Here is a 21,848-nt window from a genome sequence, read left to right on the forward strand (position 1 = left end):
CGGCCAGGTTCACAGGCGCACGATGACCAGGGCGGTGTCGTCGGTGGCGTCACCGGGTGGGATGAGGTCGGTGAGTACGGCGTCGGCGAGGGTTTCGGGGTCGTCTGCCTGGTGGCGGGCCAGGGAGTCGGCGAGCCGGGCGAGGCCCGTGTCGATGTCTTCGCCGCGGCGTTCGATCAGACCGTCGGTGTAAAGCACGAGGACGGCGCCCTCGCGGAAGGCCGCGACAGCCTGGATCCGGGGGCCGTGTTGAGGGCGGGCGGCCAGTGGCGGGTCGGTGGCCTGGTCCAGGAACTCGACGGTCCCGTCCCTCTGCAGGAGCGTTGGTGGGGGGTGGCCGGCGCTGCTGTAGGTGATGGTGTGGTTCTCCCAGTCGATGAATGCCGTGGCCACGGTGGTGTTCTCGGCGCCGTCGATGGTGCGGGCGTACAGCCCGAGGACTTCCAGGGCGTGGGCGGGGCCTTCGGAGACGAGAGAGGCGGCGGTGAGGGCGCTGCGCAGTTGTCCCATGACGCCGGCCGCGTAGAGGCCGTGGCCGACGACGTCGCCGACGGCGACGGCGATGCGATCGCCGGGCAGGTCGACCAGGTCGTACCAGTCGCCGGCCACGTTCAGCGCTTCGGCGGCGGGCCGGTAGCGAACGGCCGCCGGGTGCCGGCCGACCGGGCGAGGAGCGGGCAACATGGCTTCTTGCAAGGTCAGCGCGACTTCACGGGCGCGGATGAGTTCGGTGACGTCCTCCACCCGGTGCAGCAGCACCGTCACCCGCCCATCAGGTCCGAATACGGGAATGTTGGTCATGTTGAAATACCGCTCGCGCCATATCCCGGGCTGGTCGGGGTCCTCCATGTCGTAGCGCTGCAGCGCTACGATGCTGCGCTCACCTGTGTTCGCCGCCCGGCGCAGTGACGCCAGAATTCTGAGCAGGAGAGGCTCGGCGGGGTCCTTTTCGGGGCGGTCCTCGGGCAGGAAGCGACCGACCACTTGCTCGCGGGGGAGGCCCCGGAGGCGCAGGAACTCCGCGTTGGCGTCCACGAAGATCAGCTGCGGAGTCACCAGCGCCACCGCCCCGGGAAGAGCCTGGAACACCGCCGCGTAATCGACCGCCGGTTCTGCCATGATTTTCCTGCTTACCGCGCCGCTGTCTGCCTTTTCACGATACGAGCAGGGAGTCACAGCTCGCACCACGAGGTTGCGGCGTTCCCGCGCCGTCGGTGCGCCTTGTGCACGGATCACGCCAGGTGGAAGGCCGTCCCTTGCCCGCCACCCGGCACCGGAACGCCTCCGCTCGGAGCGTGCCGGGGATACGGGACTCAGGACGCCGGGGCCTCGATGGTGGCGGTGAGGGCGCTGAGCACCTGCCTGAGCTGCGCGACGGCTTCGGTGTCATCGGCCGGGTGGGTCTCGGCGAAACGGGTCACCGATCCGGGTATCGCGAGTTTGGCGTCCTCCAGGATCGTGGCGCCGGCGATACCGGCGGACTTGCGGACGTCGTCCTGGGCCCATACGCCGCCGTACTGGCCGAAGGCGGTGCCGACGACGGCGGTCGGCGTACCCGCCAGGGCGCCGGCGCCGAACGGGCGGGACAGCCAGTCGATGGCGTTCTTCAGCACGGCGGGCATGGTGCCGTTGTACTCGGGGGTGACGAGCAGGAACGCATCGGCGCGCACGGCGGTCTCGCGCAGGCGGGTGGCGGCGGCGGGACGCTGCTCGTCGGTGTCGATGTCCTCGTTGTAGAAGGGCACCTCGGCCAGGCCCTCGTAGAGGGTGACCTCGACGCCTTCGGGGGCGTGTTTGACGGCGGCCTCGGCGAGCTGACGGTTGTGCGAGCCGGAGCGCAGGCTGCCTACGAGGGCGAGGACTTGGACGTGGCCGGACATGGGTTCTCCAGATATGGACGTGCTGACGGAACAAAGACGTGCTGACGGAACAAAGACGTAATGAGAGAGGAGTGGATCTTGGTCCGCGGTAGCGAGCGGCGCTACTCGCGCATGGTCAGGCCGCCGTCCACCGACAGGATCTGGCCGGTGATCCAGCTGGACTCCGCGGACAGGAGGAAGACGATCACGGAGGCGAGGTCCTCGGGCTCACCAAGCCCTTCATTCGCGAGATCCTCGACCTGGTGGGCGACAAGTGGAGCATGCTGGTCGTCGGCGCCCTGGCCGTCGGTGACGCCCGCTACTCGGACCTCGACACCACGATCCCCGCCATCTCCCGGCGCATGCTCACCCTCACTCTCAAGCGCCTTCAGCGCAGCGGGTTGGTCGACCGCACCGCCTACGCGGAGGTGCCGCCCCGCGTCGAATATTCCCTCACCGGCCTCGGCTCCTCCCTGCTCTCCGCCATCGAGCCCCTGGCTGCCTGGTCCGCCGAACAGCGCACCGAGATCCGACGCCACCAGGACGCGTACGACATGAGCGCCCCACGGAGTGCGTGACTGGCGTGAGGCGGAGTGGATCCCGTGCCGCAGTGGGTTTTCGCGGTGAAGATCACTTCCAGTGGCTGCTGAGTGCCTGATGTGGGGCGGAAGCCGGCGGCAGGGTGCCGGGCGGTCGTGCGGACACTGGCTGAGGTTCCACCGACGCCTGGCCTGGAACTGCCCGTCCATAGCGGAGTTGCGTCTATTTGGGTGTTGCGAGCAGCTCGCCGCCGACCAGACCGCGCGCGGTGCGGACGGCGGCCACGCACCAGGCGGCCACGAGAAGCGCGTACAGGCCGACCGCGAGCCAGTCGAACGCGACCAGTCCGGTGTGCCGGGCCAGGCCCTCGGCGCCGGTGACACAGGTCCCCACCGGGAAGGTGAACGCCCACCAGGTCATCGCGAACCCCATGCCCTGTCGGCGGGCCCGCGCCACCAGCGCGCCGGCGAGGCCCAGCCACAGCAGTGCGAAGCCCAGCACGGGGACGCCGTAGAGGACGGCGAGCATGCCGAAACCCTGGTCGTAGGGGGCCGGCACGACACCCGGCGCGAAGTCCGCGAACTTGCCGACCGCGGTCGTGGACTGGCCGAGCGGACCGAGTACGAGGAACAGCGTCGGAGTGAGCGCGAGCGGCAGCGGTCCCGCGGTGATGAGCCGGCCGAAGATCATCGGCAGCATCACGAAGGTGGCCAGCAGGCTCAGCCCGAACAGCGCGAAGCACCCGAGAAGCAGGGTCTCCCGGGGCTGGCCCGGCGGCAGGTGGGGCACGAGGAGCGGCCCGACGGCGGCTGACACCATGGGCGCGACGAGGGGGAGCAGCCAGACGGGCGTGGCCTGGTCGGGGCGGATGCGATGGCGTACGACCATCAGGTACGGGATGGCCAGGGCGGCGGCGAGTCCGACGGCCGTACCGGCGGTGAACAGTACGGCGTCCAGGGCTACCGCAGCCCGTGTCCCGATCCAGTCCCGGCCGACGACGAGGGCGCCGCCGCCCACGGCCAGCAGGGCCATCGCCAGGCAGCCGTAGAAGGGGGCCATGGCCGGGTCGAGGAGGTGGGCGCGGGCCTGGTCGCGGTGGTGCGTCCAGTGCAGCGCGCGGGCGCCGAGCAGGGTCACCAGCATGAGGGCCGAGAGGGCCCAGACAGCCGTGCAGACGGTTCGCACACCCGGGACGTCGCCGGGGAGTCCGGCGCCCGCCGTGGCCACGATCGCGGTGCCCATGACGGAGGCGTACCAGTTCGGGCCGAGGTACCGGACGGCGGGGGCGCGCGGGCGTCCGACTTCGGCGGCGGGGGTCGACAGGAGGGGCTGGGCTGCGGTGACCATGCGTCCACGGTCGCGCGCCCGCCGGGTCCCCACCAGGGAGTACGGGTCTATGGGGGCATAAGCTGGCTTTATGGGTGTGAGTGCTGAGGGATCGATGGTGGGTGGCCGGTCGGGGGAACCGGAACCGGTCGCGGTCGGGATCGCGCATCGGGTGCCGGACCTCGGGGCGTTGGAGCTGCTGCTCGCGGTGGCGCGGCTCGGGAGTCTCGGGCGGGCGGCGCGGGAACTGGGGATCACCCAGCCCGCGGCCAGCAGTCGGATCCGTTCCATGGAACGGCAACTGGGCGTCGCGCTCGTCGACCGCTCGCCCCGGGGCTCGCGGCTCACGGACGCCGGGGCGCTGGTCACGGACTGGGCGCGGCGGGTCGTGGAGGCGGCGGAGGCCTTCGACGCGGGGGCGCAGGCGTTGCGGGACCGGCGGGACTCGCGGCTTCGGGTGGCGGCGAGCATGACCATCGCCGAGTATCTGCTGCCGGGGTGGCTGCTCGCGCTGCGCGCGCAGCGGCCGGACACGGCGGTGTCGCTTCTCGCCGGGAACTCGACAGCCGTCGCGGAACGTCTCCTCGCGGGCGAGGCGGATCTCGGCTTCGTGGAGGGACTGTCCGTGCCGCCCTCCCTCGACTCGACGGTCATCGCGCACGACCGGCTGATCGTGGTGACGGCGCCGGGGCATCCGTGGGCCCGGCGCCGCGCGCCGCTCGCGGGGGCGGAGCTGGCCGCGACGCCGTTGATCCTCCGGGAGGAGGGGTCAGGTACGCGGCAGGTTCTCGACGCGGCGTTGGGTGGGTTGGCGCGGCCGTTGATCGAGCTTTCCTCGACGACCGCGGTGAAGGCGGCGGCCGTGAGTGGGGCGGGGCCCGCCGTCCTGAGCGAGCTGGCCCTCGGGGAGGAGTTGTCGACCCATCGCCTGGTGAGCATCCCGCTGTCCGACATCCAACTCCGCCGAGCCCTCCGCGCGGTCTGGCCCACGGGCCACCGCCCCACGGGCCCGGCACGCGAACTGCTCTCACTGACGCGAGGCGTGTAGGCCGCCACCCCGGGGCGAGTGTGTCGGCTGCGGGCCGGTGGCGGCCGATCGCGCAGTTCCCCGCGCCGCTGAAAGCCTTCAGCCCGTCCGGCGTTTGAGGACGAGGCCGATCGGGGGTTCGGGGGCGGAGAAATCGGTGGCGGTCGGGGTCAGCGGCCCCGCAGGATGCGAGGCATGACTCCGACCGCCCCGCCTGCCGCGGGCTCGCGCACACCCTGGGAAGAACTCCCTCGCACGCTGCGGGACGCCGTCGCGGACGTGCTCGGCGCGCCGGTGCGGACGGCCGTCACGCAGGAGGGCGGCTTCTCGCCCGGCGCTGCCGCCCGCGTGACCACCACGGACCGCCGCCGTGCGTTCGTGAAGGCGGTCAGCGCAGAGACGAACCCCGACAGCCCCTCCCTGCACCGAACGGAGGCGAGGAACGCCTCCCTACTCCCGCCGAACACCCCGGCCCCCAGGCTCCTCGGCACCTACGACGACGGCACCTGGGTCGCCCTTGTCTTCGAGGACGTGGCGGGCCGTCAGCCCCATGTCCCTTGGCGGGAGGGCGAGTTCAGACGCGTGCTCGACGCCGTCGAGGAGTTGGGCCGCGCCCTGACGCCGGCACCGTTCGACGCCCCGACCGCCGGACAGTCCCTGGCCCACGCCTTCCAGGGATGGCGGCAGCTCATCGCCTCCGGGGACACCGCGGGCGAGGGCCTCGACCCGTGGACCGCGGCGCACCTGCGCGAACTGGCCGAACTCTCGGCCCCATGGGCCGAGTTCGCCACCGGCGACACCCTCGCGCACGCCGACCTGCGCGCGGACAACGTCCTGCTCACGGAGGACGGCAGGGTCGTCTTCGTCGACTGGCCGCACGCCGTGCGCGCCGCCCCGTGGTTCGACCTGCTGGTGATGCTTCCGTGCGTCCGCGCCCAGGGCGGCCCCGATCCGGAAGAGGTGTTCACCACCCACCCGCTGGGCCGCGACGCCGACCCGGACGGCGTCACCGCCACCCTGGCGGCCCTCGCCGGCTACTTCGTCCGGCACTCCCGGCAGCCACCGCCCCCGGGACTGCCGACCCTGCGCGCCTTCCAGCACGCCCAGGGCGCCGCCGCCCTCGACTGGCTCAGGAAGCGGCTCGCACCAACGCCCGCATGACCCTCAGGTCCTCGCCCATCTCGGGATGCCACTGGACACCCAACACCCAGCGGGGAGAGGCGAGTTCGATCGCCTCCACCGTCCCGTCGAGCGCGTGCGCCGAGGCCGTCAGTCCCTCTCCGAGGCGTTCGACCGCCTGATGGTGGTACGTCGGCACGGCACATGGCTCCGGCACGACATCCCCGTACAGACTCCCCGCCACCGGCGTCACCTCGTGCGGCCCGAAGACCCCGACGTCCTTCACATGCCCGTCGATGTGCTGGACGAGCGTGCCGCCGAGGGCGACGTTGAGGAGCTGCATGCCCCGACAGATGCCGAGGAGCGGCGTGTCGGCGGCCAACGCGGCGTCGATCAGGGCGAGTTCCCAGGCGTCGCGGGCGGCGGCCGGCGGTCCGGTCCGCGGGGAGCGCTCTGCGCCGTAGTGGACCGGGTCGACATCGGGGCCGCCCGCGATCACGAGGCCGTCGAGACGGGCGACGACCGACGCGGCGTGGGAGGGGTCGTCCGGCGGCAGCATCGCGGCGATACCCCCCGCCGCCTGGACGAGCCGCGGGTAGCCGGCCGGCAGCAGCGCGGCCTCCAGCTCCCACACCCCCCAGCGCGCCCCGGCCTCCAGATACGTACTCACGCCGATCAGCGGTCTGCCCACGCCGCTCACACCGCCCACGCCGTCCGCACCGTCCGTACCTCCCATGCCGCGCTCCCTACGGATTCAATGGAATGCAGTCATACCTTTGAAAGTCCTCGTACGGTACCGGCAGACGCCTCACGCCAGGAAGCCCCGCAGGAGCGCCGCCGTCCCCGCGCAGTGCTCCCGCATCATCTCCCGCGCCCCGTCCGCGTCCCCGTCGAGCACCGCCTCGACCAGCGCGGTGTGCTGGCGCTGGGAGTGCTCCAGGTTCCGGACCAGGAGGGGGATGCAGTCGAGCAGGTCGTTGACGGAGGCGCGGACGGCCGCGTACTGGGCCGTCAGCGACGGCGAACCGCTCAGCTCGGCGAGGGTGAGGTGGAGCAGGGTGTCCAGGCGCCGGTAGTCCGCCAGCGGCGCCTCGTGCGTGCGGGCCAGCGCCTCGCGCAGCCGCTCGGCCTGCTCCGGGGAGAGCCCGTGCGTCGCACACAGTCCCGCAGCGCCCACCTCCAGCACCTCACGGAAGCGCAGGACGTCCTCGATGTCGACCTCGGCGAACCGGCGCCGCAGCTCGTCCTCGCCGGGGGTCTCGGCCCTCGGCACCACGAACGTGCCGCCGTACCGTCCGCGCCGCGACTCGACAAGACCCTGGTCCTGGAGCACCTTCAGCACCTCGCGCAGCGTCACCCGGCTGATCCCCAGTCGCTCCGCCAGCTCCCGCTCCGCGGGCAGCCGTCCGCCGCCCGGCACCAGCCCCAGCCGGACCACCTGGAGGATCTGCTCCAGCGCCTCCTCGAAACCGTTGCCCGCCCGCACCGGCCGCAGCACCGGCGTCAGTCGGTCGTCCGCACCACCGTCGGCTTCCGCCCGCGTCATCTGGTCGTGCCCCCTTCCCAAGCAATGGTTCTCCGCAATACCTTATGGCTCTCGGCTGACCCAAGGAGGCTTTTCCGGTGGCAGACCGCACACCCCCGCTCGCCGTCGAGGAGCTGCACGCCCTCGTCGCGGGCGGCGAGATCGACACCGTCGTCCTGGCCTTCCCCGACATGCAGGGGCGGCTCCAGGGCAAGCGGTTCGCCGCGCGCTTCTTCCTCGACGAGGTCCTCGAACACGGTACGGAGGGATGCAACTACCTCCTCGCCGTCGACACCGAGATGAACACGGTCGACGGATACGCCATGTCCTCCTGGGACCGGGGCTACGGCGACTTCGCCATGCGCCCCGATCTCAGCACCCTACGGCGGGTGCCGTGGAACGAGGGCACCGCCCTGCTCGTCGCCGACCTCGTCTGGAACGACGGCTCCCCGGTCGTGGCCGCGCCCCGCCAGATCCTGCGCCGCCAGCTCGACCGCCTCGCCGCACTCGGCTACACCGCCCAGGTCGGCACCGAGCTCGAGTTCATCGTCTTCAAGGACACCTACGAGCAGGCCTGGGACGCGGGCTACAAGGGGCTCACCCCGGCCAATCAGTACAACATCGACTACTCGGTCCTCGGGACCGGGCGCGTCGAGCCGCTGCTGCGCCGCATCCGCAACGAGATGCAGGCCGCGGGGCTGACCGTCGAGTCCGCCAAGGGCGAGTGCAACCCCGGCCAGCACGAGATCGCCTTCAAGTACGACGAGGCCCTCGTCACCTGCGACCAGCACGCCATCTACAAGACCGGCGCCAAGGAGATCGCCTCCCAGGAGGGCGTCTCGCTCACCTTCATGGCGAAGTACAACGAGCGCGAGGGCAACTCCTGTCACATCCACCTCTCGCTCGCGGACGCGGACGGCACGAACGTGATGGCCGGCTCGGCGCAGGACCCGGGCGGCATGTCCGACGTCATGCGGCACTTCCTCGCCGGGCAGCTGGCCGCCCTGCGCGACTTCTCGCTCCTCTACGCGCCCAACATCAACTCCTACAAGCGCTTCCAGCCCGGCTCCTTCGCGCCGACCGCCGTCGCCTGGGGATACGACAACCGCACCTGTTCGCTCCGCGTCGTCGGCCACGGCCGCTCGATGCGCTTCGAGAACCGGCTGCCCGGCGGTGACGTCAATCCGCACCTGGCCGTCGCCGGGCTCGTCGCGGCCGGCCTGTACGGCATCGAACAGAAGCTGGAGCTGCCGGAGCCGTGCGCGGGCAACGCGTACACGGCCGAGTACGCGCACGTGCCCACCACCCTGCGCGAGGCCGCCGAGCTCTGGGAGAACAGCCCCATCGCCAAGGCCGCCTTCGGCGACGAGGTGGTCGCGCACTACCGCAACATGGCCCGCGTCGAGCTGGAAGCCTTCGACGCCGCGGTGACCGACTGGGAGCTGCGCCGCTCCTTCGAACGCATGTGAGAGGTCCTTCCTTGTCGAACGAGCTCGCTCTCCAGGTACTCAACCCGGCCACCGAGGAGGTCCTCGCCACCGTCCCGGCCGCCACCGCGGCCGACGTGGACGGTGCCGTCGTGCGCGCCGCGCGGGCCCAGGCGAAGTGGGCGGCCCTCCCGCCCGCCGACCGCGCCCGCCTGCTGCGCCGCTTCGCGGCCGCCGTCGACGGACACCTGGAGGAACTCGCCCGCCTGGAGGTGCGCGAGGCCGGGCACACGGTCGGCAACGCCCGCTGGGAGGCGGGCAACGTCCGCGACCTGCTCGACTACGCGGCCGGGGGAGTGGAGCGGCTCACCGGCCGCCAGATCCCGGTTCCGGGCGGCCTCGACGTGACCATCCTCGAACCGCTCGGCGTCGTGGGTGTCATCGCGCCCTGGAACTTCCCGATGCCGATCGCCGCCTGGGGCACCGCCCCGGCGCTCGCGGCCGGCAACGCGGTCGTCCTCAAGCCCGCCGAGACGACCCCCCTGACGGCGCTCCGGCTGGCCGAGCTGGCTCTGGAGGCCGGTCTGCCCGAAGGGCTCTTCCAGGTGCTCCCCGGCCACGGCCCGGTCGCGGGCAACGCGCTCGTCGAGCACCCCGGCGTCGCGAAGATCGTGTTCACCGGGTCAACGACTGTGGGCAAACAGGTGTTGGCGAAGGGCTCGGCCCTGCTCAAGCGCGTCACCCTCGAACTCGGCGGCAAGAGCCCCAACATCGTCTTCGCCGACGCGGATATCGAGGCCGCCGCCGCGGCGGCTCCGATGGCCTTCCTCGACAACTCCGGCCAGGACTGCTGCGCCCGTACCCGCATCCTCGTCCAGCGCTCCGTCTACGACCGCTTCGTCGACCTCCTCGCCCCCGCGATCGAGTCCGTCGTCGTCGGCGACCCCTCCGACGAGCAGACGCAGATGGGCCCGCTGATCTCCCGGGTGCAGCTGGAGCGCGTGCGCTCGTACGTCCCCGCCGACACCCCCGGCATCCGCGGAAAGGCCCCCGAAGGCCCCGGCTTCTGGTTCCCGCCCACCGTCCTCACCGAGGTCGAGCCCCACGCGCGGGTGGCCGTCGAGGAGGTCTTCGGCCCCGTCGCCGTCGTCCTGCCCTTCGAGGACGAAGCGGACGCGATCCGGCTCGCCAACGCCACCGAGTACGGCCTCTCCGGCTCCATCTGGACCCGTGACGTCGGCCGCGCCCTGCGCGTCTCCCAGGCCGTCCGCGCCGGGAACCTGTCCGTCAACTCCCACTCCAGCGTCCGCTACTGGACCCCCTTCGGCGGCTTCAAGCAGTCGGGGATCGGCCGTGAACTCGGTCCGGACGCGCTCACCGCCTTCACCGAAACCAAGAACGTCTTCATCAGCACGGAGGGCCCCGCACAGTGACCGAAGCCACCGCAGGCACCGAAGGATTCATCTGCCGCCGCCTCGTCGGCCGTACCGCCGTCATCACCGGCGCCGGCAGCGGCATCGGTCTCGCCACCGCCCGCCGGCTCGCCTCCGAGGGCGCCCACGTCGTCTGCGGCGACGTCGACGACGCCCGCGGCAAGGCCGCAGCCGACGAGGTCGGCGGGATCTTCGTCAAGGTCGACGTCACCGATCCCGAGCAGGTCGAGGCGCTCTTCAAGACGGCGTTCGACACCTACGGCTCCGTCGACATCGCCTTCAACAACGCGGGCATCTCGCCGCCCGACGACGACTCCATCCTGGAAACCGGCCTGGAGGCCTGGAAGCGCGTCCAGGAGGTCAACCTCACCTCCGTCTACCTGTGCTGCAAGGCCGCGATCCCCTACATGCGGCGCCAGGGCAAGGGCTCCATCATCAACACGGCGTCCTTCGTGGCCCGGATGGGCGCGGCCACCTCGCAGATCTCGTACACGGCCTCCAAGGGCGGCGTGCTGGCCATGTCCCGTGAACTGGGCGTCCAGTTCGCCCGCGAGGGCATCCGCGTCAACGCCCTGTGCCCGGGACCGGTCAACACCCCGCTGCTCCAGGAACTGTTCGCCAAGGACCCCGAGCGGGCCGCACGCCGGCTCGTCCACATCCCCGTCGGCCGGTTCGCCGAGGCCGAGGAGATCGCCGCGGCGGTCGCCTTCCTCGCCAGCGACGACTCCTCCTTCGTGAACGCCTCCGACTTCCTGGTGGACGGGGGGATCTCGGGCGCGTACGTCACGCCCCTGTAGATCAACCCGGTATATGCACGTCCCATGCGATATCGATCCGTTCGTGCCACTTTCGCGTGGATCCTGGTCGCGGCCGCCACCCTGGCGGCCGCGCCACCCGCCTCCTCCGGCCCCCGTCCCGACTGCCCGCGGCTTTCCGCGCCCTGGTACGGCGACAACCGTGCCCACCTGCAACAGGTGATCGACGAGCGAGGCACCTGCGCCGGGCCGATCCCCCCGGCGGGCCGCCCGGTCGCCGCCTTCGACTGGGACAACACCGTCACCAAGAACGACGTCACCGACGCCACCCTCGCCTGGGCCCTGGGACACGACAAGATCCTCCGCCCCGCGCGCTGGCGGGACACCAGCCAGTGGCTCACGGACGCGGCGGACCGGGCGCTGACCGCCGCCTGCGGCACCACCACACCCGCGGGCGCACCCCTCCCCACCTCGGCCGAGCCCCGCTGCGCCGACGAGATCCTCGAGATCCGCGAGAACGGCCGGACCATGAGCGGCGCCGCCGCCTTCGCCGGTACCTGGAACCACCGGCGCACCGTCCCCCAGTACGCCTGGGTGCCCCAGCTCTTCGCCGGACGCACCGTCGCCGAGCTGACCTCGTACGCCCGCAGCGCCCGCGCACAGGCCCTGGCCGCGCCCCTCGGCTCGACGCGCACCCTGGGCACGCACACCCTCCCGGCGTACGTCCGCTACTACGACCAGCAGCGCGAGCTGATCCGTACGCTCCAGAGGGCCGGATTCGACGTCTACGTCGTCTCCGCGGGCGCCGAACCGGTCACCGAGGTCTGGTCGCGGGGAGTCGGCATCGACGCCCGGCACACGATCGCCATCCGGTCGGTGCTCGACCGGCGCGGCCGGATCACCACCTGGAACGAGGGCTGCGGCGGCGTACCGGCGACCCGGGGCGAGGCCATCCCGTACATCGACGGCAAGCGCTGCTGGATCAACCAGGAGATCTACGGCGTCCACGGCGCCGCGGCCTGGCAGCGGCAGGACCCACGCCACCGCACCGCGCTCGCGGCCGGTGACGCCGACACCGATGTGACCTTCGTCGGGGACGCCACCGGAGCCCACCTGGTCCTCAACCGCAACAAGAGCGAACTCATGTGCCGCGCGTACGACGACGCCGACGGCCGCTGGGTGATCAACCCGATGTTCATCGGGCCGCTGCCGCGCAGGCCGGAGCCGTACCCGTGCGCGACCAGCGCCCACAACGCGACCGGCGGCGGGGGGGAACCCGTCCTCAGGGACGACGGTTCGGTCGTACCCGACCAGAAGGACACCGTCTACTGAGCACCCGTGTACTGACGTTCGGGGCGCGCCCTAGAGTGCCGGAATGAGCATGACGCCTCCGCCCGGCTGGTACCGCGACCCCGCGTACCCGCTCGTCGAGCGCTGGTGGGACGGCACCGCCTGGACGGACCACCGGCGAGCACCCGAGGCACCCCAAGTGCCCCTGGCACCGCCGCAACCCGTCGCCGGCGGCTCCGGCCGCGCCAAGGCCGTGGCGCTCGTCACCGCCGGAGTCGTCCTGGTCACCTCGATCGTCACGGGCGCCTTCGTGCTCGGCCGGGAGGGCGGCGGCGGGGGCGCCGCGGCGACACGGACCACCCCGGCCGCCGCGCCCGCGCAGACCACCGGTTCCCCGGCCGGCCCGTCCTCCGCCGACCCGTCCGTCGTCGTGGACGAGCTCAACGGCATCGCCCTGCCGCTGCTCGACGGCTGGGTCCGCGCCCAGGACGTCGCCGAGGACGACGTCATGATGACCACCCCCGGCACCTACGACTGCCCGGGCGACCCCGGTCTGTGCCGGCACGGGCGGGTCATCTCGCGCACCGTCACCGCGAACGACGAGAGGTCCCCGAAGGCCCTCGCCGAGCACGACATCGCGGACGCCGCGAACACCGCGTACGACCGCGACCTCCTCGACAACCGGCCCTTCCACGGCGTCACCTCCCACCGGCAGCTGCGGGCGAGCCCGGTCGCCGTCGCGGGCAGTGTCGGATACCTCGTGCGCTGGCAGGTGAAGACGGGGGTGGGACCCGGGGGCTACGTCGAATCGCTGGCGTTCCCCTCCGGCGTGGGCTCGCGGGCCCTGGTCATCGTCCGCTTCGTGTTCGACGCGGGTGCGGACGGGCCGCCGCTCACCGACATGGACCGGATCACCCAGGGGATCCGGCCGGTGGGCACGCGGTGAGTCCGGCTACAGGAAGGTGTGGCCCTCTCCCCGGTACGTCGGGACGGCCGCCGTCACCGTGTCGCCCTCGATCAGGTGCAGCGCGTCGAACCGCTCGCACAGCTCCCCGGCCTTCGCGTGCCGGAACCACACCTTGTCGCCGATGAGCAGGTCGTCCGCCGGGGCGCCGAGCAGCGGCGTCTGCACCTCGCCGGGGCCCTCCTGGGGGTCGTACCGCAGGCCCTCCGGCAGATGGGGGACCGGCAGCCGGTCGGGGCCCGGGGCGCCCGAGGCCGGGTAGCCGCCGCCGAGCACGGTGACGACCCCGACGCCCGGCCTGCGTACCACCGGGTGCGCGAAGAGCGCTGCCGGACGTCCGCTGAACGACGTGTAGTTGTCGAACAGCCGAGGAACGTACAGTCCGGAGCCCGCCGCGATCTCGGTGACGGCGTCCTCGGCGGCCGTGTGCTGCACACTGCCCGTCCCGCCGCCGTTGACGTACTCGAGGTCCGGCTCCACGGCGCGTACGGCACGGACCACCTCGGCGCGCCGCTGCGCGAGCTCCTTGCGGGCGGTGGCCTGCATGAGCCTGATCGCACGCGACCGGAAGGGCCGCCCCGCGACGGCGTCACCGACTCCGGCGACATGACCCTCGTAGGCCATGATCCCCACCAGCTTGAACCCGGGCCGGCGGACCACGGCGCGGGCCAGGTCGGCGACCTGGGCGGGCGAGTGCAGCGGCGAGCGCAGCGCCCCGACCCGCACCCGGCCGCCGAGCAGCTTGAGGGAGGTGTCCAACTCCAGGCAGACGCGCACCACTTCGGTGCCGCCCCGGCGGGCCTCGTCGATCAGGCGGAGCTGGGCGGGGTCGTCGACCATGACGGTGACGACGGCGGCGAGCTTGGGGTCGGAGGTCAGCTCGGCGAAGCCCTGGGTGTCCGCCGAGGGGTAGGCGAGCAGGATGTCGTCGAAGCCGGAACGGGCCAGCCAGATCGACTCGGCCAGGGTGAAGGACATGATGCCCGCGAAACCGTCCCGCTCCAGGACGCGCTCGAGCAGGGCGCGGCAGCGCACCGACTTGCTGGCGACCCGGATCGGCTTGCCGCCGGCCCTGCGGACGAGGTCGTCCGCGTTCGCGTCGAAGGCCTCCAGATCCACGATCGCGAGAGGGGCGTCGAGATGAGCGGTGGCCCGGTCGTAGCGGGCCCGGTCTGCGGCGCGGGCAGTCATGACCGAAGCCTGCCAGACCCGATTACCGCAGGGTAGGGGGATGTTCCGGGCAGATGCCCCGGGCACGCGGACTGGTTCCCTCCCTGCCCACGTCAACCCGTAGAGTGACGCGCACGCAGGGAGGAACGACCTTGTCCGGGTGGGTCGTGCCCGGGATGACGGTCCGTCGCCACGGGTATGGGTGCTCGTGACGGGTGAGTCGCCGAGGTGGTTTCTTCCGTACACGTGAGCGGCCCGGCGGATTCCGGGCCGGGTCGGTAGCCCGGGTACGAGGAAACGGGGGGTGCATGAGCACGGAAGCGCGCCGCGCCTCCATCCCGCCACGCCCGGCCACCCCACCCCGCCCGGCACAGCCACCGGGAGAGTCGCCCGAGGGAGCAGCGTCTCCCGCGCAGGACACCTCACCGCCTCCCGTGGAAGGCCGCACCGGATCCTCGCCCTCCCGCCCGTCGCCGCGACCGGCGCAGCGCGCCGGGGAGGCTGCCGCACCGTCCCGCCGGGCGACCCCACCACGGCCTGAACAGGCCCCGACGAGCGGGGAGCGCGTGCCGTCCAGCCGGCCGACCCCGCCGCGGCCGGAACAGTCTCCCGTGAGCGGGGAGCGCGTGCCCTCCTGGTCGGCGACCCCGCCTCGGCCCGAACAGTCTTCGAGGAGCGAGGGTGGTGTGCCGTCCCGTCCGGCGGCCACGCCGAGGCCGGAGATGTCTCCCGGGCATGGGAATCCGGTGCCCCCGCAGAGGCCCGAAGCGCCGCCCGCGGGGGGCGTCACACAGCCGCCGCGTCCGGCGACCCCGCCGCGGCTCGAGCAGTCCCCGGTGGGCCAGTCCTCCGTGGGCGAGGACGCGGTGCCGCCCCGCCCGAAGTACCTGCCCTCGGGCGCCACTTGGCGGCCGCGCCCGGCCGAGCCGCCGGTGGGCGGCGAGCCCTGGTCGCTGCCGAGCCCGCAGGAACCGCCCGCGGCCACCGCCCCGAGTCCTCGCCGGACGGACCCGTCCGTCGTCGGCGAGCCCTGGACGCTCCTCGACTCCGGGGACCTGCCCCAGGGAGGCGCCCCGCGCCGCCCGGCGGAGCGGACCACCACGGCTGACGCCCCCGCCGCGCGCGCACCCCGGCAGAGCCGCCCGTCCCCGGCGGAGGACGCCATGACGCCGTCCCGCGCGGGCGCCGCCTCCCAGCCACCGGGTTCGTCCACCGCCGGGATTCCGGGTTCGGGCGACGAGTCCCGTACCCCGTTGCCGCCCGATGCCGCCGCCGGGGCGCCCGGCGCGGTCGGTGGTTCCCAGCGGCCGGTGCCGGCCGGTTCCCCCGCGGACGGGGTCTCGCGCTCGGGTGAGGCGTCCGACGCCTCCGGCGATGTCATCGCGCGCCCGGACGGCGGCGGTACCCGGTCGTCGCGCCCCTTCCGGCTCTCGCACGACCCGCAACCTTCTTCGGGGTCGTCCTCCGCCGGCACGACGCCCTCGCAGGCGCCGGGTGCCATCGACACCCCGGAGCCCCCGCGCCACGAGCCGACGCACCCCCGCTTCCCCGGCCGGCGCACCACTCCCGCGTCCCCGCCCCCGCCCCCGGCCTCCGCCCGCTTTCCCGACGCCCCGCCCGCCGGTCGGCACCCCGGCGTGCCGCACCCCGGCCCGGCCCGGCGGACCCCCGTGCCCGAGGACGGGATCACGGAGACGACCACGCGGCTGCGCCCCGTCCCCGCGGAGCGGCCCGGCGAACCGTCCGCCCCCGCGAGCCCGGCCCCCGGCACGGCACGCCCGTACGTGTCGTTCGCGGAGCCCGAGACCTACGACGACACCAAGCGCCGGCGCCACGTCGGCGCGCGCACCCGGCCCCGGGCGGCAGCGGCCGCGGCCTGTGTCGTGCTGGGCCTCGGCCTCATCGGCGGCGCGGCGGCCGGAAGCTGGCTGACCGGCGACGGCACGGACGGGGACGCTACGCACAGCGCCTTCGTGGCGGCCGGAAGCCTCTGGCACAGCGTGCCCGTGGACCAGCTCTTCCCGCCCACCGTGCAGGGCCAGGGCGCGGGCCCCGGCGGCGCCGACCGCACCTGGACCCGGCTCGCCGTCGCCCCGGACAGCGGCTGCGCGAACGCCTTCGATCCGCTCCTGAGCAAGGCGCTCGCCCCGGCCGGCTGTCTGCGGCTGCTGCGCGCCACCTACACGGACGCGACCCGCAGCCAGGTCACCACCGTGGGCCTGCTGTTCACCAAGGCGGACCCGGCGACCATGACCGCGCTGAAGAACCGTTTCCAGCAGGAAGGCCTCAATCGGCGGACCGATCTGATGCCTCGTCCGTACGCCGCCAAGGGCACCGTCGCCGCCGGGTTCGGCGACGCCCAGCGCGCGTCCTGGACGGTGTCGGTGCTCACCGACGCCCCCGTGGTCGTCTACGCCGTCTCCGGCTTCGCCGACGGCCGTATCGTCACCGCCCCGCAGCCCGCCGCGGACGCCATCAAGCCCGGTGCGACCACGGCCCCGGCCCAGGCGGGCCTGGGCCACGACGCACAGGGACTCGCCGACCGCATCGAGCGCAGCCTGCGCAAAACCGTCGGCTCGGCCACGGAGAAGCCGTCATGACCCGCAAGGCCACCACCAGCAGGGCCACCACCCACAAGGCCACCCACAAGGCCATCCGCAAGGCATCCCGCAGGGCCACCCAGAGGGCCGGAGCCCTGAGCGTCCTGCTGGCCGCCTCCCTCGCCCTGCTCCCGTCCACCGCCGCGCACGCCGACGGCATACGTGCCCAGGAGTGGGCCCTCGACGCGATGCACACCCAGCAGGCCTGGCGTACCACGAAGGGCCAGGGCATCACGGTCGCGGTCCTCGACACGGGCGTCGACGACCAGCATCCGGACCTGGCCGGCAACGTCCTCACCGGCAAGGACATGGTCGGCTTCGGGGCGCAGCGCGGTGACCGCGCATGGGCCCGGCACGGCACCGCGATGGCCGGGATCATCGCCGGTCACGGGCACGGCGTCGGCAATGGCGACGGAGTCCTGGGCATCGCCCCCGAAGCGAAGATACTCCCCGTCCGCGTCATCCTCGAAGACGGCGACTCGGCCCGTACGAGGGCCCGCAACACCCGTGGCAACGCCCTCGCCGAGGGCATCCGCTGGGCCACCGACCAGGGCGCCGACGTCATCAACCTCTCCCTCGGTGACGACTCCAAGTCCGCCCATCCCGAGCCAGCCGAGGACGCGGCCGTCCAGTACGCCCTGAAGAAGGGCGCGGTCGTCGTCGCCTCGGCCGGCAACGGCGGTGAGAAGGGCGACCACATCTCGTACCCGGCGGCCTACCCGGGCGTGATCGCGGCCACGGCCGTCGACCAGAACGGCACCCGCGCCTCGTTCTCCACCCGCCGCTGGTACGCCACCGTCAGCGCCCCCGGCGTCGACGTCGTCATCGCCGACCCGGACGACAAGTACTACGAGGGCTGGGGCACCAGCGCCGCCTCCGCGTTCGTCTCCGGCGCGGTCGCGCTCATCAAGGCGGCCCACCCGGGCCTGTCCCCGGCGCAGATCAAGAAGCTCCTGGAGGACACCGCCCGCAACGCCCCCAGCGGCGGCCGCGACGACTCCCGCGGCTTCGGCTTCATCGACCCCGCGGCGGCCATCGAGGCCGCCGGCCGTCTCAAGCCGGACAGCACCCACGCGGCGGCGTACGGCAAGAAGTACTTCGGTATGGGCCCCGACGCCGCCCCGGACGACAACCAGCCGTCCGGCTGGGTGGGCCCGGCGGCGGGCGGCGCGGGCGTGCTCCTGCTGGCCGCGTCGGTGATCCTGTGGCGTGGCCGCAGGTTCTCGGGGCAGGACGTGTCGGGCGACGTGCCCCTTTAGGGGCGCGGGGCTGTGACATGTGCGGCTCCGCCGCGTGGGCGCGCCCAGCCACTACCCACCCGGAGTCTCACGGACATCCCGCACCTTTACGGCCCCCCGAACTCACGCGGAGCCGAACGCGGCCACCGCCGCCTTCGCCGCCGCCTCCACCACCGAGATCCCCTTGGCCTTGGTCGTGTTGCCGTTGGACAGCGTCGCCACCAGGTACTCGGCACCGTCGACAGTGACCCGACCGATGCTGTTGATGTCCCACAGCCCGGTCGAACTCCGCGCCAGCCACCCGTTCTTGAGGGCCCACTGCGTGCCGTCGGCCGCCGCCGACACCCCCCAGTGCTGATCGGCGGCGATCTCGCCCATCAACCCCTGGAGATACGTGCGCGAGGCCTCGCTGAGTTCGGAGTCGTCCCCGAACACCTGCTGGAGCAGGGTGAGTTGGTCGGCGGCCGTGGTCTGGGTCAGGCCCCACAGCGCACCGTCCCCGCCGGAGGTGTCGGTCAGTCCGAACCGCTTGTTCGCGGCGTCGAGACCGTCCGCCTGCCCGATGATGTCCCACAGAGCGGACGCGGACGCGTTGTCACTGTTCGTGATCATCGCGGTGGCGTACGTCTTCTCCGTCGCCGTCAGATGCCGGTCCGCGTCCTGCGCCTGGAGCAGCAGCGTCGCGAGGATGTCGACCTTGACGATGCTGGCCGTGTCGAAGGCCCCCTCGCCGTAGGCGGCGCCCTCCCCGGAGTCGATGTCGAACACCGCGACCGACACCTCTGCGCCGTCCTCCAGGGCCACGGCCTTCATCGCCTTGGTGAGCAGGGCGTCCCGGTCCACCGTGGGCTTGGTCACAGGTTCCACCGATGTCTCCTGGCTGGGGGATGACGCGGCCGACGCCGAGGACGACGTACCCGGCGATGCCGAGGGGGAGGATACGAGGCTCCTGCGGTCGTGCGCCTGTGCCTTCACGTACACGGCACCCGCTGCCGTACCGCCCACGAGGACGGCGGAAGCCACCACGATGTGGACGAGGGTCCTGCGTCCGGAGCGGCGGGTGCGACGCCGACGAGCTCTGTGAGGGGCCATCCCGCGATGCTCGGGGCGGTGCCTGTGCCCGGCGTTAGACGGATGTTAGAGGTGTGTCAGCGAAACCTGAGAATCCCGTGAAAGCTGTCAACGCCAGGTTTCCGGGCCCGCACAAGCCCAGCAGCATCCCCCCGATAGGGTCGGGGACCGTGGCGAACAAGAACATTCCCGACTCCGGCTTCCCCGACGACGACGGCTCCGCCGATCCCCGGCTGAGCGCGGCACTCGCGGCCTGGGCCGAGGACCGCACCGCCGTACGGCCGGTCCTGGAGGCGCTCAAGGGTGCCCGGCTCCTCGTGCCCGTGGTGGCCGTCCTCGGCGAGGTCGAGGAGGACGAGAACGGGCTGCGTCACGAGAAGACCAGCGACATGGCGGTGCCCACCCTGAAGGCCGGCCACCGCACCGCCCTGCCCGCCTTCACCTCCACCGAGTCGCTGGCCCGCTGGGACCCGGCGGCCCGCCCCGTCGCCGTACCCCTGCACCAGGCCCTGCAGGCCGCCGCGCACGAGAAGGCCGACACGGTCGTCCTCGACCTGGCCGGTCCGGTGCCGTACGAACTGACCGGCTCGGCGCTGCTCGCCCTCGCCGAGGGGCGTACGACGGCGGACCCGCTCGCCGATCCCGCCGTGGTCGAGGCGGTACGCGCCGCCGTGGCCGCCGAGCCCGCCGTACTCCGCGCCCACCTGGGCCCCGGCGAGGCCGACGGCACCCTCGCGCTGGTACTGGACCCGAACGCGGCCCCGGCCGAAGCCGCCCGCGCGCTCGCCGGGCGGCTCGCCGCCGACGAAACACTGAGGGCCCGCCTGGTGCGCGGTCTCGACCTGGCACTGCTGCCGGCCGGGACGACGCCACCGGGCGAGCCCTTGTACGTACGTCAGTGAAAGCGGGAGCGGGAGAGGAACCAGAGCCTCTCCGGCGGATCCGGTCCTAGCCGTAGATCGGGCCCGTGTACTTCTCGCCCGGGCCCTGGCCCGGCTCGTCCGGGACGATCGACGCCTCGCGGAACGCCAGCTGCAGCGACTTCAGGCCGTCGCGCAGCGGGGACGCGTGGAAGGAACTGATCTCGGTCGCGCTCGCGTCGAGCAGTCCGGCCAGCGCGTGGATCAGCTTGCGCGCCTCGTCGAGGTCCTTGTACTTGTCGCCCTCCTCGGTCAGACCGAGCTTCACGGCGGCGGCGCTCATCAGGTTGACGGCGACCGTCACGAGGACCTCGACCGCGGGGACCTCGGCGATGTCGCGGGTCATGCTGTCGAAGTCGGGGTTCTGGGGAGGGGTGTCACTCATGTCCCACACGATAGGCCCCGGCACGCCGGCACCCGTCCGCGGGAGCGCGGAGGCGCTCGGTTAGCGCGGGCCCGGGGGAGCTGCTAACCTTGTGTAACGACCGGCCGGACGCGCCCATACGTATGTCAGCGTGCTCGGCCCACAAGTGGAGGCTCCGATCTCCCACCCGACCGTCCTCAGGGATGGCGGGTCACCCGGTCAGGCGGCCACCACCGTTCCGTACGGACGGTGGAGTCGCCCGAATGTGCGCCCCGCGGTTCACCGCGGCGGTGCTCCGGTATTCCTTGGAGCCCCGCCTGTGTACCGTCCGGGGCATTTTTCATGCCCCGCGGTGGTTGGTCCAATGTCATCAGAGACATACGCGGCTGTCCGCCAGACCGCCGTGTGGTGCTACCGAGGAGGATCCATCAGCACCGAGCCCCGCATTAACGACCGGATTCGCGTTCCCGAGGTGCGACTTGTCGGTCCCAGCGGCGAGCAGGTCGGGATTGTTCCGCTTGCCAAGGCGCTGGAGCTTGCGCAGGAGTACGACCTCGACCTGGTCGAGGTGGCGGCGAGCGCCCGTCCGCCGGTCTGCAAGCTCATGGACTACGGGAAGTTCAAGTACGAGTCGGCCATGAAGGCCCGTGAGGCGCGCAAGAACCAGGCGCACACGGTCATCAAGGAAATGAAGCTCCGGCCGAAGATCGACCCGCACGACTATGACACCAAAAAGGGTCACGTCGTCCGGTTCCTCAAGCAGGGCGACAAGGTCAAGATCACGATCATGTTCCGCGGTCGCGAGCAGTCCCGGCCGGAGCTCGGCTACCGACTGCTGCAGCGTCTGGCTTCGGACGTCGAGGACCTCGGGTTCGTCGAGTCGAACCCGAAGCAGGACGGCCGAAACATGATCATGGTTCTCGGTCCGCACAAGAAGAAGACCGAGGCGATGGCCGAGGCCCGTGAGGCCCAGGCGGCTCGTAAGGCAGAAGCGAAGGCCAACCCCGGTCGCTCGCAGAACGCCGCCGACGGTGAGCTCGCCGAGGGTGAGATCGCCGAGGGCGAGACCACTGAGGCCGAGACCGCCGAGGCCCCGGCCGAGGCTTCCGCCGAGGCCTGATCCCAGGGTGAAGGCTCCGGGGAGTCCGGGACGACAGTCCATGGAATCCCCGGGACATGAGTCCAGGGATGTCAATCGATACATACATGACGTTCCACCG

The 21,848-nt window shown here is 72.4% G+C and carries 20 protein-coding genes and 1 pseudogene; 12 read left to right on the forward strand and 9 right to left on the reverse strand.

The window, feature by feature from the left end; all coding sequences use genetic code 11:
* Positions 1 to 9 precede the first annotated feature (9 nt).
* The 3 genes and pseudogenes from SMIR_RS31625 to SMIR_RS44400 form a co-directional block, all read right to left on the reverse strand.
* The gene (locus tag SMIR_RS31625) at positions 10 to 1,119 is read right to left on the reverse strand and encodes a PP2C family protein-serine/threonine phosphatase (RefSeq protein ID WP_168490142.1); all 1,110 of its coding nucleotides are present in this window, start codon (positions 1,117 to 1,119) and stop codon (positions 10 to 12) included.
* Positions 1,120 to 1,313: 194 nt separating this feature from the next.
* Complete coding sequence (locus SMIR_RS31630; RefSeq protein WP_168490141.1) at positions 1,314 to 1,880, reverse strand: NADPH-dependent FMN reductase; 567 nt, start codon at positions 1,878 to 1,880, stop codon at positions 1,314 to 1,316.
* 101 nt (positions 1,881 to 1,981) lie between these two features.
* Positions 1,982 to 2,077 (reverse strand): annotated as a pseudogene (locus SMIR_RS44400) (SDR family oxidoreductase); the annotation flags it as partial.
* Positions 2,078 to 2,122: 45 nt separating this feature from the next.
* Here SMIR_RS44400 and SMIR_RS31640 point away from each other — a divergent pair.
* Entirely contained in the window at positions 2,123 to 2,437 is a 315-nt protein-coding gene (locus tag SMIR_RS31640; RefSeq protein ID WP_282190302.1) for a winged helix-turn-helix transcriptional regulator, read from the forward strand.
* 184 nt (positions 2,438 to 2,621) lie between these two features.
* On the opposite strand, the gene SMIR_RS31645 is transcribed toward SMIR_RS31640, so the two are convergent.
* The gene (locus SMIR_RS31645; protein WP_212727678.1) at positions 2,622 to 3,746 is read right to left on the reverse strand and encodes a TDT family transporter; all 1,125 of its coding nucleotides are present in this window, start codon (positions 3,744 to 3,746) and stop codon (positions 2,622 to 2,624) included.
* A 94-nt stretch (positions 3,747 to 3,840) separates the two neighbouring features.
* Here SMIR_RS31645 and SMIR_RS31650 point away from each other — a divergent pair, with 94 nt between their 5' ends.
* Together SMIR_RS31650 and SMIR_RS31655 are read left to right on the forward strand one after the other, a co-directional pair.
* Entirely contained in the window at positions 3,841 to 4,773 is a 933-nt protein-coding gene (locus tag SMIR_RS31650) for a LysR family transcriptional regulator (RefSeq protein WP_212728436.1), read from the forward strand.
* 174 nt (positions 4,774 to 4,947) lie between these two features.
* A complete protein-coding gene (locus tag SMIR_RS31655; RefSeq protein ID WP_212727679.1) occupies positions 4,948 to 5,913 on the forward strand; it encodes an aminoglycoside phosphotransferase family protein in 966 nt (321 codons plus the stop codon).
* Here SMIR_RS31655 and SMIR_RS31660 read toward each other — a convergent pair.
* Positions 5,882 to 6,607 carry a gamma-glutamyl-gamma-aminobutyrate hydrolase family protein gene (locus tag SMIR_RS31660; RefSeq protein ID WP_168490138.1) on the reverse strand — a complete coding sequence of 242 codons (726 nt, stop codon included), beginning with the start codon at positions 6,605 to 6,607 and terminating at the stop codon, positions 5,882 to 5,884. The genes SMIR_RS31655 and SMIR_RS31660 overlap by 32 nt on opposite strands.
* A gap of 72 nt (positions 6,608 to 6,679) precedes the next feature.
* Entirely contained in the window at positions 6,680 to 7,417 is a 738-nt protein-coding gene (locus SMIR_RS31665) for a FadR/GntR family transcriptional regulator (RefSeq protein ID WP_168490137.1), read from the reverse strand.
* A 77-nt stretch (positions 7,418 to 7,494) separates the two neighbouring features.
* On the opposite strand from SMIR_RS31665, the gene SMIR_RS31670 reads away from it, so the two are divergent.
* The 5 genes from SMIR_RS31670 to SMIR_RS31690 are packed head-to-tail and all read left to right on the forward strand — an operon-like array spanning position 7,495 to position 13,247.
* On the forward strand, positions 7,495 to 8,865 hold the full coding sequence (locus SMIR_RS31670) for a glutamine synthetase family protein (protein WP_212727680.1): 1,371 nt from the start codon (positions 7,495 to 7,497) through the stop codon (positions 8,863 to 8,865).
* 11 nt (positions 8,866 to 8,876) lie between these two features.
* The gene (locus SMIR_RS31675) at positions 8,877 to 10,256 is read left to right on the forward strand and encodes an aldehyde dehydrogenase family protein (RefSeq protein ID WP_212727681.1); all 1,380 of its coding nucleotides are present in this window, start codon (positions 8,877 to 8,879) and stop codon (positions 10,254 to 10,256) included.
* On the forward strand, positions 10,253 to 11,053 hold the full coding sequence (locus SMIR_RS31680; protein ID WP_168490134.1) for a 3-oxoacyl-ACP reductase: 801 nt from the start codon (positions 10,253 to 10,255) through the stop codon (positions 11,051 to 11,053). Before SMIR_RS31675 ends, SMIR_RS31680 begins: the two co-directional genes overlap by 4 nt.
* 24 nt (positions 11,054 to 11,077) lie before the next feature.
* Positions 11,078 to 12,343 carry an HAD family hydrolase gene (locus tag SMIR_RS31685; RefSeq protein WP_212727682.1) on the forward strand — a complete coding sequence of 422 codons (1,266 nt, stop codon included), beginning with the start codon at positions 11,078 to 11,080 and terminating at the stop codon, positions 12,341 to 12,343.
* Positions 12,344 to 12,386: 43 nt separating this feature from the next.
* The gene (locus SMIR_RS31690; RefSeq protein ID WP_212727683.1) at positions 12,387 to 13,247 is read left to right on the forward strand and encodes a DUF2510 domain-containing protein; all 861 of its coding nucleotides are present in this window, start codon (positions 12,387 to 12,389) and stop codon (positions 13,245 to 13,247) included.
* Between the two features lie 6 nt (positions 13,248 to 13,253).
* Here SMIR_RS31690 and SMIR_RS31695 read toward each other — a convergent pair whose 3' ends face one another.
* Complete coding sequence (locus SMIR_RS31695) at positions 13,254 to 14,456, reverse strand: amino acid deaminase/aldolase (RefSeq protein ID WP_168490133.1); 1,203 nt, start codon at positions 14,454 to 14,456, stop codon at positions 13,254 to 13,256.
* Positions 14,457 to 15,271: 815 nt separating this feature from the next.
* Here SMIR_RS31695 and SMIR_RS43725 point away from each other — a divergent pair.
* Positions 15,272 to 17,035, forward strand: coding sequence for a hypothetical protein (locus tag SMIR_RS43725; RefSeq protein WP_249938502.1), 1,764 nt, complete (start codon positions 15,272 to 15,274; stop codon positions 17,033 to 17,035).
* On the forward strand, positions 17,032 to 18,294 hold the full coding sequence (gene mycP, locus SMIR_RS31705; protein ID WP_168490132.1) for a type VII secretion-associated serine protease mycosin: 1,263 nt from the start codon (positions 17,032 to 17,034) through the stop codon (positions 18,292 to 18,294). The genes SMIR_RS43725 and mycP overlap by 4 nt, the downstream gene beginning before the upstream one ends.
* A gap of 102 nt (positions 18,295 to 18,396) precedes the next feature.
* Here mycP and SMIR_RS31710 read toward each other — a convergent pair whose 3' ends face one another.
* On the reverse strand, positions 18,397 to 19,365 hold the full coding sequence (locus tag SMIR_RS31710; RefSeq protein WP_212727684.1) for a serine hydrolase: 969 nt from the start codon (positions 19,363 to 19,365) through the stop codon (positions 18,397 to 18,399).
* 149 nt (positions 19,366 to 19,514) lie between these two features.
* Here SMIR_RS31710 and SMIR_RS31715 point away from each other — a divergent pair, with 149 nt between their 5' ends.
* Positions 19,515 to 20,246: an SseB family protein gene (locus SMIR_RS31715; protein WP_168490130.1), complete on the forward strand. Its 732-nt coding sequence runs from the start codon at positions 19,515 to 19,517 to the stop codon at positions 20,244 to 20,246.
* A gap of 46 nt (positions 20,247 to 20,292) precedes the next feature.
* Here the strand turns inward: SMIR_RS31715 and SMIR_RS31720 are convergent, their stop codons facing one another.
* Positions 20,293 to 20,649 carry a DUF1844 domain-containing protein gene (locus tag SMIR_RS31720; protein WP_054236133.1) on the reverse strand — a complete coding sequence of 119 codons (357 nt, stop codon included), beginning with the start codon at positions 20,647 to 20,649 and terminating at the stop codon, positions 20,293 to 20,295.
* A 382-nt stretch (positions 20,650 to 21,031) separates the two neighbouring features.
* Here SMIR_RS31720 and infC point away from each other — a divergent pair, with 382 nt between their 5' ends.
* Positions 21,032 to 21,748, forward strand: a complete 717-nt coding sequence (gene infC / locus SMIR_RS31725; RefSeq protein WP_212728438.1) for a translation initiation factor IF-3 — start codon at positions 21,032 to 21,034, stop codon at positions 21,746 to 21,748.
* Positions 21,749 to 21,848: the final 100 nt, after the last annotated feature.

This window comes from Streptomyces mirabilis (genome assembly GCF_018310535.1).
GTDB lineage: Bacteria > Actinomycetota > Actinomycetes > Streptomycetales > Streptomycetaceae > Streptomyces.